We start from the raw sequence: 15,918 nt of genomic DNA, 5'->3' as shown, positions 1-15,918 counted from the left end.
TGCGGGATACCCCCCGATCGGTCGGGTGATGGCCGGATGGCCCGCCCACACCCCTGATCCGTACGTTCGTACCAGCCGGGCGGACGCGCCACATGCCGCATCAGCACCCGTCACCGGACACCAGAGGAGAACCATGCCGTCCTTGGCCGCCGAGACCGCCCTGCCGCACCCCGAGAACACCGTGGTCAGCCAATCCCCACCGGACACGGGCAGCGAGTTCACGCCCCTGCTCCGCGCCGTCAAGGGACAGGGGCTGCTCGACCGGCGCACCGGCTGGTACGCGCGCACCATGGTGACCAACGCGCTCGGCCTGGCCGCCGTGGTCACCGGCATGGCACTCATCGGCCATTCGTGGTGGGTGCTCGCTCTCGCCCCCGTACTCGCCGTCCTGTGCGCCCGCACGGCGTTCATCGGCCACGACGCGGGCCATGCCCAGATCAGCGGCGACCGCGTCACCAACCGCCGTATCGGCCTCATCCACGGCAACCTGCTGCTCGGCATGAGCTACGCGTGGTGGAACGACAAGCACAACCGCCATCACGCCAACCCCAACCACATCGACAAGGATCCCGACGTCGCCGCCGACATCCTCGTCTTCACCGGCGAGCAGGCCGCCACCCGCACGGGCTTCCGTAGCTGGCTCACCCGTCACCAGGCATGGCTGTTCTTCCCCCTCACCCTCCTCGAAGGCCTCGCCCTGAAGCTCTACGGCTTCAAGGACCTGCGCCGCCAGACCGGCCGCGAGCGCCTGGTGGAGGGCACGCTGCTCGTCGCCCATGTCACCGGGTACGTCACCCTGCTCCTGACGACCATGCCGCTCACGCACGCACTCGTCTTCGCCGCCCTCCACCAGGCCCTGTTCGGGCTCCACCTGGGCATGGCCTTCGCGCCCAACCACAAGGGGATGGACATGCCCGACCCCGACGGCGAGAAGTGGGGACACCTGCGACGCCAGGTCCTCACCTCCCGCAACATCAAGGGCGGCGTGTTCACCGACTGGTTCCTCGGCGGCCTGAACTACCAGATCGAGCACCACCTGTTCCCGAGCATGCCCCGGCCCCACCTGAGGCTCGCCCAGTCCATGGTGAAGGCCCACTGCCGCGACCTCGGCGTCCCCTACGCGGAGACCGGCCTCGTCGACTCCTACCGGCAGGCACTCCGGCACATGTACGAGGTGGGAGAACCCCTGCGTGCCGACATCTGACGTGTCGGCGTGACTCCGGACGCCGTCCCGACCCCCCTAGGCTGACACCCATGACGTCAGTGGAGGAGCAACGCCCGCGCCCGCTGCCCGCGGGGGCCTCGCCCCGGTGGGTGCGGCTGCTGTCGTGGGGCGTGGCCTTCGTGCTGTCCGTCGCCCTGCTGCCCACCACCATCCAGGTGCTCACCGCCGACTACGGCCTCAACGCCGGGATCGCCAGCGCGCTGGCCGTCACCCAGGCGGCGCCGCTGCTGCTCGCCGTCGTGCACCCGCTGCGGGCCTGGTACGTCATCTTCGCCGCGGACGTGGCCGGGGCGCTCGCCCTGCTGACCGTCGACTTCGCGGAGCGGCTCCTGTGGCCGTTCCCGCCCATGGAGGTCGTCGGGTACGTCGGCCTCTGCCTCGCCCTCGGCCTGCGCGAGCCGCGCCGGACCCTGCTGGCGGTGTGGCTGGCGACGGCGGGTGTGAACGTCGGCCTGCGGTTCTTCGCCCCCGACGGTACGAGCGACACCAGCACGCTGGTCACGATCCTCGGCGGCGTCGCGCTCGTGCTCGGCGGTGCGCTGCGCGAACGGTACGAGGCGCAGCGCAGGCTGGCCGAGCAGGAGACGATCAGCGAGGCCGAGCGCGACCGGCGGACCCTGCTGGAGGAACGCGCCCGCATCGCCCGCGAGTTGCACGACGTCGTCGCGCACCACATGTCCGTCATCACCGTGCAGGCGGACACCGCGGCCTACCGCCTCGACGGCCTGCCTCCCGATGCGCAGCAGGAGTTCACGTCCATCGCGGCGACCGCGCGTGAGTCGCTCGGCGAGATGCGGCGCCTGCTCGGCGTCCTGCGCAACGAGGAGGCGCGCGGCGAGCTGGCGCCCCAGCCGGGCCTGACGCGGATCGGGCAGCTGGTGGAGGCGACGGTGCGGGCGGGCGTGCCGGTGGAGTTCAGCCCCTGCGACGCCGAGGTGCCGGAGGCGGTGGGCCTGTCCGCGTACCGCATCGTCCAGGAAGCCCTCGCCAACGTCGTCCGGCACGCGCCGGGCGCCGCGACACAGGTGGCGGTCTCGGCGGACGGGGACCAGCTCACCGTCCTCGTCGTCAACGCGCCGCCGCCCGAGCCGCCCGCCGCGCCACTGGAGGTGGGCGACACCGGGCACGGCCTCGTCGGTATGCGCGAGCGGGTGCGGCTGCTCGGCGGCACCCTCGACACGGGGCCGCTGCCTAACGGCGGCTTCCGGGTGGCCGCCCAACTCCAATTGAACGAAGGGGACTTCACGTGACGACTCGCGTGGTCATCGTCGACGACCAGGCCATGGTGCGGGCAGGCTTCGCCGCGCTGCTGGCCGCCCAGAGCGACATCGACGTGGTGGGCGAGGCACCCGACGGCGCACAGGGAGTGGAGCTGAGTCGGCGCACCCATCCCGACGTCGTGCTGATGGACGTCCGCATGCCCGAGATGGACGGCCTGGAAGCCGCACGCCGTCTCCTGTCACCCCCGCCGGGGGTGACACACCGGCCGCGCGTGCTGATGCTCACCACCTTCGACGTCGACGACTACGTCTACGAGGCACTGCGGGCGGGCGCCAGCGGCTTCCTGCTCAAGGACGCGCCACCGGACGACCTCGTCGCGGCCGTACGCATCGTGGCCGCGGGCGACGCACTGCTCGCCCCCTCCGTGACCCGCCGCCTCATCGCGGACTTCGCCAAGCAGGCTCCCGCCACCCGGGGCAAGCCCGCACTGCGCCTCAAGGGCCTGACCCAACGGGAGACGGAAGTCCTCACCCTGGTCGCCCGTGGCCAGTCCAACACCGAGATCGCCGAGACGCTGGTCCTGGCCGAGCAGACGGTCAAGACCCACGTCAGCCGCGTCCTGACCAAGCTCGACCTGCGCGACCGCGCCCAGGCGGTGGTCTTCGCGTACGAATCGGGGCTGGTGTCGCCGGGCGAGTAGGGTCACGGTCCACTGCACACCCTGGCCAGTCCCGTACCCGTGCGCGGCTGTGCCTCCTTCTGCACCCGCTGCAGGTCGCTCAGCAGGTCGGGGATGCCGAGGTCGGTGCCTTCCGCGGCGCGGGCCATGGTCAGCAGCGTGGCCTCGTAGAAGGCGTCGCGGACGGCGGGTGCCATGACGTCCGAGGCGTCGAGGCAGCGGACGCCCGGGCCGGTGAGCAGGTCGGTGATCTGTTTGCCGATCGGGCCGTTCTTCGGTGGCACCCCGCTGTTGGCGGAGAAGACGTCGGGGAACGCGGCCCAGGCGCGCTGTCCTTCCCGGGAGGCGAGCTTGCCTATCAGTTCCCTGGCCTCGGGGCGGTCGCTGAACAGCACGGCGAAGTCTCCGGTCACCTCGTGGGCCCGCTGCTCATAGGGGCCTTCGGGCAGGAGTGCGGCGGAGTCGGTCAGACCGGCGGATTTGCCCTGGTAGAAGGAGCGTGCGAAGGAGCCCTGGTGTTCCAGGGTGCATCCGCCCCGGCCCGCGAACAGCAGTCCGTTGCGGTCCGGTTCGCCCCGGTGGTCGGTGAGCAGGGCCCGCCTGGCGGCCTGCTCGTTCTGCTGGAGCAGTCGGCCCCAGGTCTCCCAGGCGGTGCGCACCGGATCGCCGGTCCACTCCCCCTCCTCCCGGCCCAGCGCCCACGCGCCGTAGGCCTTCGGGCCCGACCGTTGCAGCACCAGGTCCTCGATCCAGTCGCTGCCGGGCCAGCCGGAGGCGCCGTCGTCGCTCATGCCGATGCACCAGCTCTCCAGCGGTGCCGGTGCCGCGGTGGGCTTGTTGCCCGCGCGGTACCAGACGATGCTCTTGACGTCGGCCTTGACCGGGACCCAGTACACGGGTCCGGAGGTCTGGTCCGCCGCACTCCACGGAGGGCCGTACGCCTTGGCGTCGTAGAGGCCGTTCAGGGGTTCGAGGCGGCCCTGTGCGGCGTATTCGGCGAGTTCGCCGACGCCCGGCATGATCGCGATGTCCGGGGGCTCTCCGGACTGCACCTGGGAGAGCAGCACTTCGCGCTGGGCGGCGGTGCCCTGGTAGTCGAAGGGGATGCCGAAGCCGCGCAGGACCTCCTCGAACTGCTCCTCCTGGGCGTCCGTCCAGACGCCGAGGATGGTCACCGGTTCCTCGTCCTCCTGGTTCGCCCAGAGCGCCACCAGGCTGACGCTGACGATGAGCACCAGCGCCGCGAGGATCGCCGTCACCTTGGACCGCCTTGTCACGTGCGCCCCCAGTAGTCCTTCTCCAGGCGGCGGCCCAGCCCCACCGCGGGCAGTACGACGATCAGCAGGCCACCGGTCAGGGAGCCCTGGTACACCGGGTCCGCCCAGGTGCCGTCGGCCAGCTTCTGCCGGACCCGCTCGGACTCCTCCGTGAGGGTCTCCTGCGTGTCGGCCAGCTCGGAGCCGTCGTGGCGCTGTTGGGAGAGCGCGGTGATGGCGTCCAGATCGGCGCGGACCTCGTCGAGGTGGTGCTGGGCGGAGGACACCGCCAGCGCCGGGACGACCGCGAACAGCGCGGTCAGCAGCAGGGCGGCGAGCAGGTACGGGTCCCAGTCCCGGCCGCAGCGGTCGCGCAGCACGAACAGCGCGGAGACCAGGGTCAGGGCCAGGACCGCCAGGCTGAGTTCGGCGATCCACCATCCGGCGCGCTGCCAGCCGCTCATGGTGGCGGTGGCCGTCGCCTGCTCGCTCTGGTTGCGCTGCAACTGGTCCAGCCGGGCCACGAGTCCGACGCGGGCGCGGGTGAGCAGCGAGCGGGCCTCGGCCCGTTTGTGTTCCTGCATGAGCGACTGGTCGTGGTACCGGGTCATGGCGCTGGTGATCGAGTTGCCGTAGGAGGTGAGCAGACCGTTCACGGTGCTGAGGTCCTGGTCCGTGCGGTCCCCGATCCAGGACAGGCCCTGGTCGGCCGCGGAGAGCTGGGCGCGGTAGGTCTCCCCCGAGCCCGCGACGTCCACGAGTCCCCGGTCGACCAGTTCCTCGACCTCCCGGTCGGCGCGCAGCACCGCGAGCCGGGTGGCGGCGAGCCCCTGCGCGGTGGGCGCGTGTCGGGCGGCGAGTGACTCGGCGGCCCGCTCGGTCTGCCGGTAGGAGGCCAGCAGGCTGACCGCCGCCACGGCCGAGCACACGAGCAGGACCAGCAGATGTGTCTCCAGCAGTCGGCGGGTGCTCCAGGGGTGCAGCAGTCTGCGCCACAGGACCGTCGGGGAGAGGGCGCGCGGGGTGGTCACAGCAGTCTCTCCCCGCAGGCGATGCAGAATCGGGCCTCGCGCCCGGCCGGTGTCCCGCAGTGGCGGCAGCGTGGGTCCGCCGGTGGCTCCGGGGCGTCGGTGACGGGGCCGCCCGGACGGGTTCCGGCCCGCAGGATCATCGGGTCGAGGGTGTGCGTGTCGACGGTGGTGCGCACCCGGACGCGGCCCGCGGGCGCGTCGTCGATGTCGGCGACGACGAGGATCTCCTGGAGCACCCAGTCGGGGCCGTACCGCGTGGCCAACTGGGCGGCCTGGCCGAGGAGTCGTTCGGCTTCGTCCGTGCGGTGCTCCTTGATCGCGGCGAGGCCCTTGCGCAGGGCGGCCCGCATCGCGGTGGTGGCGTTCATGGAGCGCACGCTGCCGCCCCCCGCCTCGCCGGGGAGTGGCGGCTGTTCGGGCCGGTGCCAGCGTGCGGTGACCGGCGCGTGGGTGTCGCCGACGGTGACCATGGCGAACAGCAGGTCGGTCTCCAGCGGGTCGGGGTCGGCGTCGGCGACGAGGGTGAGCAGGTAGTCGTAGCTGCCCGGCTCCCAGGGGTGCGCGGGGAAGGACCAGCGGTGCGGGTGGCCGGGCTGGGGCAGTCCGCCGAGGCGGTGCGGGCGGGGCGCCTTCTCGGCCAGGGAGACCTGGCGGACGGTGGGCCGCACGGTCACCTCGATCGGCAGCTGGGGGGTGTGCGCGCGGCGTAGCCGCTGGAGGGCGAGGGTGATCGCCGGGGGGAGGCCGCCGTCCACGAACTCCGCCGTGCCCTGCAGCCGTTCGGCGAGTTCGAGCAGTGGATCGGGGGACCAGTCGCTGCCGATGGCGAACACGTCGCAGCTGAACTGTCCGGCGCAGGCGTCGAGTTCCTCCTGGATCCTGGTCTCGCCCGGTGCGCTGCTGCCGTCGGTGATCAGCAGCAGGTGGCGTACGGACAGCGGGCGCGCGGCGAGCAGGGCGCGGGCGCGGGCCACCCAGGGGGCGTATCCGGCGGGCCGTGGGCCGTCCCGGTGCAGCGGCACGGCTCCGGCGGCGAACGCGGCCCGGCGCTTCTCCCGGGGGTCGGCCACGGCCCACTCCTCGTCGCCGAGGGGGTAGCAGCGGGTGGGTTCGGGGCCGCCGCCGAGGACCGTGAAGGAGATGTCGTCGGGCAGGGCGCGCAGTACGGCGGGCAGTGCGTGCCGCACGGCCGCGCGGTGCGGCTCGGCGACGTCCACCGCGATGATCACGGCGAGTTCGACGGCCGGGAGTTCGGCGGCGGCTCCGGTGGCGGTCGCCTGGACGCGCAGATGGGCCTCGATCCTCGTGTTGCGGCGCGGGGTGAGCCGCTGGTCGAGGTCGACCTGGAGCTGGATGCCGAGGTGCGGCGGCCGGACGACGCTGCTCATGCGGTGCGTCACCCCTCCTTCGCCTGTGTCGTTGTCGGGCCGGATGCTCAGAACGTCGTCTGTGGCCGCACCACGTGGGAGAGGTCCACCAGGTACTCGTGTGCGGTGGGGGACGATCCGTGGTGTGCGGCCAGTTGCAGGTAGTGGCGCTCCATCTGGACGCGTACGTCGCGTTCCTGCGGACTGAGCCGCCGCAGTCGGCGGGCGCCGAAGCGTGCGCCGCCCGCGCCGGGTCCGTCGCTGCGGCCGTGCAGGGCGTCCAGCTTCCATTCGTGCAGTTCGATGCTCAGGCGCAGCGCCTCGTCCGCGGACAGGGTGGGCTCGCCGGCGCCCGGTAAGCGGCGGGCGAGGCGGTGCAGTTCGGCCAGTGCCGCGTCGACCTCGGCGGGTGTGGGCAGGGGGTCGCGGCCGCCGGGCAGCCGGGCGGCGCGGACGCGCAGGGAGGCGATCCGGGCGACGGTGTGGTCCAGGGAGCCTTCACGCACCCGGCCGAGCACGTCCAGGGCGCCCGCCCGGTCGCCGTCCCGCAGGGCGAGCCGGGCCAGGCCCAGGGCGGCACCGCCGTGCGCGGGGTTGCGGGCGAACACGGCCTCGTACAGTTCCTTCGCCGTGGGCCCGTGCGTGTCGTCGTCGAGCAGTTCCCCGCAGTAGGCGAGGGCCAGTTTGGGCGCGTACTCGCCGGGCAGGTCGAGGCGGACGCGGGTGAAGTGCCGCTTGGCCTCGGCGACGAGCCGTGCGTCGGCGTCCAGGTCGGCGCGGCGCAGCGCGACCAGGGCGCGGTGCCACTCCAGGCGCCACTGCCGCACGGCACGCGGGCCGGGGATGGCGTCGGCGGTGTCCAGTTCCTCCTGGGCGCGCTCCATGTCGTCGCGTCCGTCGCGGCGCAGCAGGACGCGCACGTTGTGCAGGCAGATCTCCACCGAGGTCGGCCGTTCGCCGTCCTGGCCGAGGAGTTGGTCGGGGTCGTAGCCGCTGCTCACCTCGAACCGGGCGGTCTGCGGGTCGTCCGGGTAGCGGCGGGGCACCGGCAGACAGCGGGCTATCTCCGTGGGGGCGGGTGTGCCGGGGTCGAGGGTGGGCGCCACGGGCGGGTCGTGGCGGTGTCGGCGCGGGCGGTGGAGCCAGTGGGTGATGCCGGGTACGGTGCCGAGCCGGGCGCCGAGCAGTCTGGGGGACGGCCGGAAGTGGTGGGAGGGCTCGGGTGGGTCGCTCTTGCCGCGCAGGGCACGGATCTCCCGCAGGGCGCCCCGCAGTTGCCCCGCCATGTCCTGGGCGTCGGCGAACCGCAGACCGGGGTCGGGGCGCGTGGCGCGTTCGATGACCCACCAGAAGGAGGCGGCGCCGAGACCGGGGACCTCGTCGACGGCCCAGACGGCGAGTTCGCGCAGGGTGACGCCGACGGTGTGCAGGTCGTGGGCGACGGTGAGTCGGCCGGAGGTCTCCGTCTCGGGCGCCATGTACGGGGGTGTGACATGGGCGGGGGGTTCTTCCTGGCCCTCTTCCCGCACGCCGCCGAGGTCGATGACCTTGACACCGTCGCGGTGGTGGACGACGTTCGACGGCTTCATGTCGCCGTACAGGAAGACGCGTTCGCCGCCCGCGTGCAGATGGCCGAGCGCCTCGAGGATCTGGCAGCCGTACGCGGCGACGTGTTCGATGTCGAGGACGAACTCGCCGCGCCGGGTCTCCTCGACGATCTTCTCCAGGGTGCCGTCGCCGACGTCGTCCATGACGACATAGCCGCCGGTCACCTGCCCGGTGTCGTCCTGGCGGGCGACGTAGTCGCGGATCTGGACGATACGGGGGTGGCGGATGGCGGCGAGGTTGCGGCGTTCGACGTCCGCGAGCCGGGCGCCGTCCCGTTCGTAGCGGTTGAGCAGCCCCTTGACGGCGACGATGTCACCGAGGTGGGTGTCCTGGGCGAGGTAGACCCAGCCCTGGCCGCCGTGGGCGATGGGCCCCAGGATGCGGTACTGGCCGCGCAGTACGTCGCCCTCGGTGAGGTCGGGCCGGTAGGAGTAGCGCGCGCCGCAGGCCGGGCAGTGGCCCTGGACCGGCACGGGATCCGCGGTGTAGGGCGGGCCGAAGGTGATGCCGCAGTCGGGGGACGAGCACCCCATGCGGACGCGCAGCGGTGCCTCGGGGTTGATGAGACGGGCGCGGGCGGGGCGGGGTTCACGCTCGGGCAGGGTCAGGAGCTGTCGCGGCCCGTGGTCGCGGGGGGTGCCGGGCAGGTCGGGCAGTCCGGGGTCCTTCTCGTGGCGACCGCACTCGGCGCAGTGGCCGGTGGGCAGGACGGTTCCGCCGCAGGGGGCTCCGGTGAAGCGCCGGTGCGGGCAGAGCGTCATCGCGGGGTCGCCCTTCCGTCTCGGTGTGCCCGGGGCGGGGCCGTCATCTCCGGCTCCGGTGGCGTCGTAGTTCGGCACGGAGCGCCGCGATCAGTTCCCGCAACCGGGTGAGCTGCCGCTGCGGGTCCGACACGCCGTCCAGGGCGCGGCGTTCGGCGTGGTGCCGGTCGGCCGTCTCGGTCGCGGATTCGAGCGATCCGCTGCCGACCACGCCGTAGCGGACCTCGTGGCTGAACTCCGCCTGCTTCAGGCGGGCGAGCAGGACGTCCGCGTGGCCGAGGAGGGCGGGCCGCAGCAGGGTGTCGCGTGCCGCGGTCCAGCCGGTGCCGCCCTCGTGCCGGAAGACGAGCAGCAGCCGCACCCCGCACTCCCTCAGCCGGGCGAGCAGGCCGATCAGCGGGCCGGGCTCGGGTTCCTGGTCGAGGCCGTCGACGACGACGGTGGGTGGGCGGCGCGGGGGCGCGGGCAGTGGCCGGGGGCGGGGCCTGGTGCCGAGCAGCCAGTCCCAGTAGGCCAGGTACTGGCCGGGCGGGAAGGCGATGTGCTCCAGGACGTGGTCCGCCAGTTCGGGCCTGCTGGAGCGCCCGCCGCGGTAGACCTCGTCGGCGCGGTGCAGCAGATGGCGCAGGGAGCGTTCCTTGCCGCTGCCCGGAGGCACCACGGTGATCTTCACCGGGTCGTCGTCCGGGTCGTCCAGCCACCGGGTGAGCCGTTCCTCGAAGCCGCGGTCCCAGGCGTACGGGCTGCTCAGCTCCTTGACGACCGGGGAGAGTTCGGCGATGCGGTCGACGGGGATCAGATACGAGAAGGCGAGCCGGTTGGTCTCGGGCAGCAGTTCGCCCAGGTCCCCGCGCCAGCTGACGACGAGGCCGACGACGCGCGCGGGCCGCCCCTCGTACGGCCGGGTGCACACGGCGGCGCCGCTGAAGCCCGCGCGCACCACCTCCGCCTTGGTGGCGGCGTCCAGTTGCACCCGCTCACCGCTGGTGCCGCCGATCCGCCCCCAGAGGGTGAGGCCGTCGTCGAAGCCCTCCGCGTAGCCGGTCGCGAACACCTCCATGCCGCCCCACATCCGGGGTTCCAGCGGTGCGGGGCGCGCCTGCGGGCGGGGGCTGTCCAGACGCAGTACGGCGATGTCCTCGCCGCCCTCCCCCTCGGGGAGCCAGCCGCCGGGCAGCACGCGTGCGGCCACCGGTTCCAGGTCGCGGTTCTCCGCGAACTCCACCCACATCACGGCATCCGGCCGACTGACGACATGTGCGCAGGTCAGCACCGTGTGCTGGTCGACGAGCACACCGGCGCCGCAGAGCGGACCGTGTGCGTCGCCGCGTCGTAACCTCAGCCTCCAGTCCGCGCGCAGCTCCCCCATGCCGCCACAGGGTACGCGTGGACCCCGGTGCCTCCCTAGACTCGTAACACGGCTTGATCGGGCCATTTGGGGGCAGCGGGCGCTGAGTTGACGTGGCGGACCCGGAACCGGGCAGTCTCGCGGAGGCCATCGGCACACGGTGCGGGCCTGCGCCTGGGCGTGGTGGAGGCGCGGCTCGGGGGCTCGGTGAGCCGTGACTCGACGCATCGAACTAAGGTCGGCGTCAAGCCGCTTCCGTGGACGGACGGCCGCCATCACGAGGTGAGCCGCGAGGCCTCGGGCCGCCTCGGCAAGGGCATGGTCTCGCGCGGCTGAGGTCGCGGGGGTCGCAGGGCGGGCGATGTGTCCGTCTCATGACGCCCCTGTTTACATCGATGTACAAGCCGTTCTAGCCTGGCGCGGATCCCACCCCCATGAAGGGAAGGCCGTGTTGATCCCCCGTAGTTCGCATGCCCTCAGACACCGTCGTGGCCCCTCTCCCGCCCGGATACGGACCCTGCTGCTCAGCCTCCTGTGCGTACTCGCCTCGCTGTCGGCCGTCCCCACCGCCACGGCCGCCGAGGCGCGGGAGCCCCTGTCCCCCATGGCCACGGGAACCCCCCTCCGGGACGGAACGGCCCTGTACCCGCGTGCCATCCGGCTCGCCCACAGCGGCGGGGCCAACGGGCGCGTCCTCGCCAGCGTCGTCAGCTTCGACGGCAACAACGGCATCGGCTCCATCCACGAGAGCAGGGACTCGGGGGCGACCTTCCGCCAGGTCGGCCAGGTCGCCGACCCCGAGTCCGCCGCGGGCCAGGGGCTGTGCTGCGCCACCCTGTTCGAGCTGCCCCGGCAGGTGGGCGCGATGCCCGCGGGCACGCTGCTGTGGGCCTCCTCCGCCGGTCAGGACGAGCAGGACCGCCGTATGGCCCTGCGGATCTGGCGCAGCAACGACGTCGGACGCACCTGGTCGTACCTGTCGTCCTGCGCCGTGGCCAGCGGCACGGGCGGCCTGTGGGAGCCGGAGTTCTCCGTGGCCGCCGACGGCGCGCTGGTCTGCCACTACGCCGATGAAACCGACGGCGTGCACAGCCAGAAGCTCGTCGCCGCCCGCAGCTACGACGGGATCCGCTGGCAGGGCCACCACGACACCGTGGCGAGCAGCTGGTCGCCCGACCGGCCGGGCATGCCGGTGGTGCGCAGGCTGCCGAACGGCGTCTACTTCATGAGCTACGAGATCTGCAACCCCGGCGGGCAGTACCAGTGCGTGGTGCACTACCGGACCTCCGCCGACGGCTGGAACTGGGGCAGCCCCACCAACCTCGGCATCCGGCCCGAGACCGCCGACGGCAAGTACTTCCGCGCCACGCCGACCATCGCCTGGGCGCCCACGCCGGGCGGCGGGTCAAACGGACGGATCCTGCTGATCGGGCAGCGCCTGCTCAACCGGGACGGCACCGTCGCCCCGGGCAGCGGTCGCACCATCCTCACCAACACGCAGAACGGCAGCGGTCCCTGGTCCGAGATGCCCTCACCGGTGACCGTGCCGAACCCCGAGGTCAACTACTGCCAGAACTACAGCTCCCCGCTGCTGCCCTCGGCCGACGGCAGCCGGGTGCTCCAGATCGCGACCGACTTCGAGGGCACGGTGTGCAGGGCGTACTTCGCCACCGGCCGCGTCACCTGATGGCCGCGGGCATCCGCCCGCTCCGCTGACGCCGTGAGCCCTCTTCGCAGCCGACCGAGCCGGAGGAGGGCTCACACGGGCCGTGCCGTCAGTCCGACACGCGACGCAGGATCGCCGTACCGTCCTCGCCGGTCGCCGCCCGGATCACCACGGCGCCGGGCTGGGGGACGGCCGGGTGGGCTCCCCAGGCCGCCGCAGGAGTTGCCGCCGCCGTGGGCGCGGAGCACCGTGCGGCATCCGTGGCCCGGTCCGGTCGCGCCGCCCGTGGACTGGCCGTTGCCCGACTTCACCGTGTGCTGGACCCCGTGGGGCCGACCCCTCGACGGCAGCTTCCGAAGCACGGCCGAAGGAGAACCCCTTGCGTGTCAGGTAGCTGTTGAAGGCCCGCTCGAAGAGGAAGGGGTACGTGCTGTGGTGGACCATTCCGTACGCGTCGAGGTCCTCGAAGTGCACGGAGACCGCTGCGCACACACCTACGGGGTCTCACTGTTGGCCGAAGTCATCATGCGTCCGTTCTGACGAAGCACCCAGCCGATCCCGCGCACCTCAGCACGAACGTCCCGCGCGGAGCCTGCTGGAGAACCCTGCCCAGCCTGTACGACTACCTGAAGCACCGACTTCGTGCCCGCCGATCTGTCCACGGCCGACGGCCCGCGGCGCAGGGTGGACGCGGTTCTGGCCGCTGACCCCCGGCTTGACGTCCTGGTCGACAACACGGGTGGCGGTGACCTGCCGCGGGAGGCCCTCGCCGATCCGCTGAACGGCGGGGACGACGTCTGGAGGGCCGGGTTCGCCCTCCACGATGCCGAGCGCGGTCGGTGCGGACCGGTTCGTCGACGCCGGAGCCACCAAGTCGTCTGAGACGGCCGGACACCGGCCCTCATCGCCTGTTCACCTGCTCGGTCAGCCTGCCCTTGCGGAGGGTGAGTATGCGGTCGGACTGGGTGGCGACCTGCTGGGAGTGGGTGACGACGACCACGCACTTGTGCTGTTCGTGGGCGAGGCCGCGGAAGGTGTCGATGATGCCCTGGGCGGTGTCCTCGTCGAGGTTTCCGGTGGGTTCGTCGGCGAAGAGGATGTCGACGTCACAGGCCAGTGCGCGGGCGATGGCGACGCGCTGCTGCTGGCCGCCGGACAGCCGCAGGACGCCGCGGGTGGCCATCGACCGGTCGAGGCCGAGGCTGTCCAGCAGATGAAGGGCGTGCGCCTTGCGGCTGCCCTGGGCGGGCTTGGCGCCGGTGATCTCCATGGCGCAGACGACGTTCTGGAGGGCGGTCATGTAGGTGAGGAGGTTGTACTGCTGGAAGATCGTGGCGGCGTGCTTGTTGCGGTAGCGGCCCAGGCCCAGTTCGTCGAGGTCCCGTCCGTCGAAGGCGATGGTGCCGTTCGACGGGGTGTCGAGGCCGCTGGCGAGGCTGAGCAGGGTGGTCTTGCCGCTGCCGGAGGGGCCCAGGATCGTGTAGAAGGTGCCGCGTTCGAAGGCGTAGTCGATGTCCCGCAGGACCGTGGTCCTGCGACGCTGGCCCGCGTAGGTGTGGCTGACCCGGTTGAGGCGGAGGAGGGACGGGGCCGCGGTGGCGTTGGTCATGGCGGTCACCTGCCGTTCGTGAGGATGGAGCGGGGGCTGAGGCGCAGCACGGCGGCTGCCGGGATCGCGGTGGCGAGCAGGCCGATACCGAGCCCGGTGCCACCGACGGTGGCGAGGTCCGCGGGCTCGAGCGTCACGGTGATCTTGTCGATGGGGTCGGCGTTCTGCACCGGCTGGTCGTCGGGGTCGATGCCGTCACTGAGGCCGGTGCTGCCGAGGGGGGGCGGCTCCCAGGCGTCGATCTTCCGCTGGGCGGAGGTGGCTTCGCGGCCGAGCAGTGACTGACCGGCGCTCTGTGTCAGCCGCGGGGTGAACAGCGCGCCGAGGGCGACGGCCAGCGCGGCCACGACGGTGATCTCCAGGGCCTGCTGGCCGATGAGCTTCCACTTCCTCTCGCCCATGGACAGCAGCACGCCGTACTCCTTGCGGCGCTGCTTGACGGCGAGGTTGACGAGGAGGGCGAGGACGGCGGCGCCCGCGATGCCGATCAGCCACATGGCGAGGGTCGCGGTGGAGCTGATGCTCTTGAGCGGGCCGGTCATCTGCTGCACGGCCTTGTCGTTGACGTCCAGCTTGAACCCGTTCAGGGCGGAGCCCGCGATGTCCTCGGCCCGGTCCCTGAACGCCTCCTGGTCGTCGGCGTCCGTCAGGAGGAAGGTCGCCCTGGTGACCTCCGTGGCCCCGCTGCCGGGGGTGCTGAGGGCGGCGAAGCCGCCGACGGTGCCGTAGATCATGTTGGCCGGGTTGACGTAGTACTCGGGCTCCGGCTCGGTGCTGGGGCGCGGGTCGCGGAAGACACCGGCCACGGTGAACTCCCCGGTCGTCTTCTCGTCGTTGCCGGTCAGGGTGATCTCGTCGCCCGTCTTGAGTCCGTTCTTCTTGGCCAGGCGTTCCTCGATCAGGATCCGCTTCCTGTCCCTGTCGGCCGCGGTCAGGTGCTTGCCGGAGAGCAGCTCGAACTCGCCGCTGCGGAAGTCGGCGAGCAGTGAGGAGTCGAGGACTCCGACGCCCGGGGTGCCGCCGGGACCCATGGAGCCGTCCACACCGTCGGTGACGAGTCCGACGTCGCCCTTCAGGAGGACCCGGTCCCACATGGAGTAGCTGTACTTCTGGACCTGGGGCAGTCGGCCCATCTCCTCGACCACCGAGGAGGCGATCGTCGGCGCCTGACCGACGCTCCCCTGGGCCTGGGTGTCCATGCCGAGGTTGACCTCCGCGCCCACCGACCGTTCGGCCTCCAGCTCGGCTCGGGCGGTCGCGGCGTTGATCAGTACCCCGGCCAGCACCATGACGGAGATGACCAGGAACGTGGCGAAGGTGATCAGCGTCCGGCCCTTGCGGGCCCACAGGCTGAGACCTGCCCGTTTGACGAAGTTCATGAGTGTCGACTTTCTGGGTTCGTGCCGACGGCGGGCTATTCGCTGTCGGCGAGGATCGAGCGGGGGTGCAGGCGGAGGATTCCGACGCCGGGAACGACGGTGGAGACCAGGCAGATACCGAGGCCGATGGCGGCGACCTTTCCCACGTCGGTGGGCTCGACGCGCACCGTGGGCGGGGCCATCCCCGTGTCGGGCACTCCCGCCGCCGCGGTGCGCTGTCGCGGCTGGTCGAGCAGGGCGTCGCCCAGGGACGGGCCGGTGAGGTGACCCGCCAGTGCCGCGACGGCGATCGCGGGCAGGCAGACCACCGCGACCTCCAGGGCGTGCTGAGCGACGAGCTTCCACTTCTTCTCGCCCATCGACAGCAGCACACCGAGTTCGTTGCGCCGCTCCCGGATCTGCAACATCACGATCAGGCCCAGGATCAGCGCACCGGCCAGGGCGATGACCCAGACGATCAGTCCGGCGAAGGCGCCGACCCGTTGGATGGGGCGAACCTGGTCCTGGTACGCCTTGTCGTTCACGCGGAAGTCGAAATCCTCGGCGCCGAGCAGCCGCTTCGCCTCGGCGTGCAGCCGCTCGGCCTGCTCCGGTGAACCGATCCTGAAGACCGCTTCGTCGAGAGCCGCGGCACCGCTGCCGAGCCGTTCCGCGACGGGCAGCGGCACGTAGAGGCAATGCCGTTGCGTTTAGGGGTCGGCGGGTTGGGGTCGTTGGATGCGGACTGCTTGAGTGCCGGTGTGGGTGGGCTGGGGCCAGGTGTGGTGT

12 protein-coding genes are annotated in these 15,918 nt (G+C 72.1%); 4 read left to right on the top strand and 8 right to left on the bottom strand.

What is annotated here, in order from left to right:
• Positions 1-133 precede the first annotated feature (133 nt).
• From ACFVQG_RS37410 to ACFVQG_RS37400, 3 genes are read left to right on the top strand one after another with little or no spacing between them, the layout of a single operon-like run.
• On the top strand, positions 134-1,204 hold the full coding sequence (locus tag ACFVQG_RS37410) for a fatty acid desaturase family protein (RefSeq protein ID WP_383392794.1): 1,071 nt from the start codon (positions 134-136) through the stop codon (positions 1,202-1,204).
• 50 nt (positions 1,205-1,254) lie between these two features.
• Positions 1,255-2,475, top strand: coding sequence for a sensor histidine kinase (locus tag ACFVQG_RS37405; RefSeq protein WP_383392791.1), 1,221 nt, complete (start codon positions 1,255-1,257; stop codon positions 2,473-2,475).
• Positions 2,472-3,146 (top strand): response regulator, encoded by a 675-nt coding sequence (locus ACFVQG_RS37400; RefSeq protein WP_383392789.1) that lies wholly within the window; start codon positions 2,472-2,474, stop codon positions 3,144-3,146. The genes ACFVQG_RS37405 and ACFVQG_RS37400 overlap by 4 nt, the downstream gene beginning before the upstream one ends.
• Positions 3,147-3,148: 2 nt before the next feature.
• On the opposite strand, the gene ACFVQG_RS37395 is transcribed toward ACFVQG_RS37400, so the two are convergent.
• From ACFVQG_RS37395 to ACFVQG_RS37375, 5 genes are read right to left on the bottom strand one after another with little or no spacing between them, the layout of a single operon-like run.
• Positions 3,149-4,402, bottom strand: a complete 1,254-nt coding sequence (locus tag ACFVQG_RS37395; protein WP_383392786.1) for an ABC transporter substrate-binding protein — start codon at positions 4,400-4,402, stop codon at positions 3,149-3,151.
• Positions 4,399-5,412, bottom strand: a complete 1,014-nt coding sequence (locus tag ACFVQG_RS37390; RefSeq protein WP_383392783.1) for a hypothetical protein — start codon at positions 5,410-5,412, stop codon at positions 4,399-4,401. The genes ACFVQG_RS37395 and ACFVQG_RS37390 overlap by 4 nt, the downstream gene beginning before the upstream one ends.
• Positions 5,409-6,800 (bottom strand): hypothetical protein, encoded by a 1,392-nt coding sequence (locus tag ACFVQG_RS37385; RefSeq protein ID WP_383392778.1) that lies wholly within the window; start codon positions 6,798-6,800, stop codon positions 5,409-5,411. The genes ACFVQG_RS37390 and ACFVQG_RS37385 overlap by 4 nt, the downstream gene beginning before the upstream one ends.
• A gap of 47 nt (positions 6,801-6,847) precedes the next feature.
• Positions 6,848-9,148: a tetratricopeptide repeat protein gene (locus tag ACFVQG_RS37380; protein WP_383392776.1), complete on the bottom strand. Its 2,301-nt coding sequence runs from the start codon at positions 9,146-9,148 to the stop codon at positions 6,848-6,850.
• A gap of 43 nt (positions 9,149-9,191) precedes the next feature.
• Complete coding sequence (locus ACFVQG_RS37375; protein WP_383392773.1) at positions 9,192-10,517, bottom strand: serine protease; 1,326 nt, start codon at positions 10,515-10,517, stop codon at positions 9,192-9,194.
• 430 nt (positions 10,518-10,947) lie between these two features.
• Here ACFVQG_RS37375 and ACFVQG_RS37370 point away from each other — a divergent pair, with 430 nt between their 5' ends.
• Positions 10,948-12,183 carry an exo-alpha-sialidase gene (locus ACFVQG_RS37370; protein WP_383392770.1) on the top strand — a complete coding sequence of 412 codons (1,236 nt, stop codon included), beginning with the start codon at positions 10,948-10,950 and terminating at the stop codon, positions 12,181-12,183.
• Positions 12,184-13,063: 880 nt separating this feature from the next.
• Here ACFVQG_RS37370 and ACFVQG_RS37365 read toward each other — a convergent pair.
• From ACFVQG_RS37365 to ACFVQG_RS37355, 3 genes are read right to left on the bottom strand one after another with little or no spacing between them, the layout of a single operon-like run.
• The gene (locus ACFVQG_RS37365) at positions 13,064-13,771 is read right to left on the bottom strand and encodes an ABC transporter ATP-binding protein (RefSeq protein ID WP_383392767.1); all 708 of its coding nucleotides are present in this window, start codon (positions 13,769-13,771) and stop codon (positions 13,064-13,066) included.
• Positions 13,772-13,776: 5 nt separating this feature from the next.
• Positions 13,777-15,150: an ABC transporter permease gene (locus tag ACFVQG_RS37360; RefSeq protein ID WP_383392764.1), complete on the bottom strand. Its 1,374-nt coding sequence runs from the start codon at positions 15,148-15,150 to the stop codon at positions 13,777-13,779.
• Positions 15,151-15,185: 35 nt separating this feature from the next.
• The gene (locus tag ACFVQG_RS37355) at positions 15,186-15,818 is read right to left on the bottom strand and encodes an ABC transporter permease (protein WP_383392762.1); all 633 of its coding nucleotides are present in this window, start codon (positions 15,816-15,818) and stop codon (positions 15,186-15,188) included.
• Positions 15,819-15,918: the final 100 nt, after the last annotated feature.

It is taken from the genome of Streptomyces sp. NPDC057877 (genome assembly GCF_042796855.1).
Classification (GTDB): domain Bacteria; phylum Actinomycetota; class Actinomycetes; order Streptomycetales; family Streptomycetaceae; genus Streptomyces.
The sequence above is the reverse complement of the archived record's forward strand: the minus strand, read 5'-3'. Positions and strand labels throughout refer to the sequence as shown.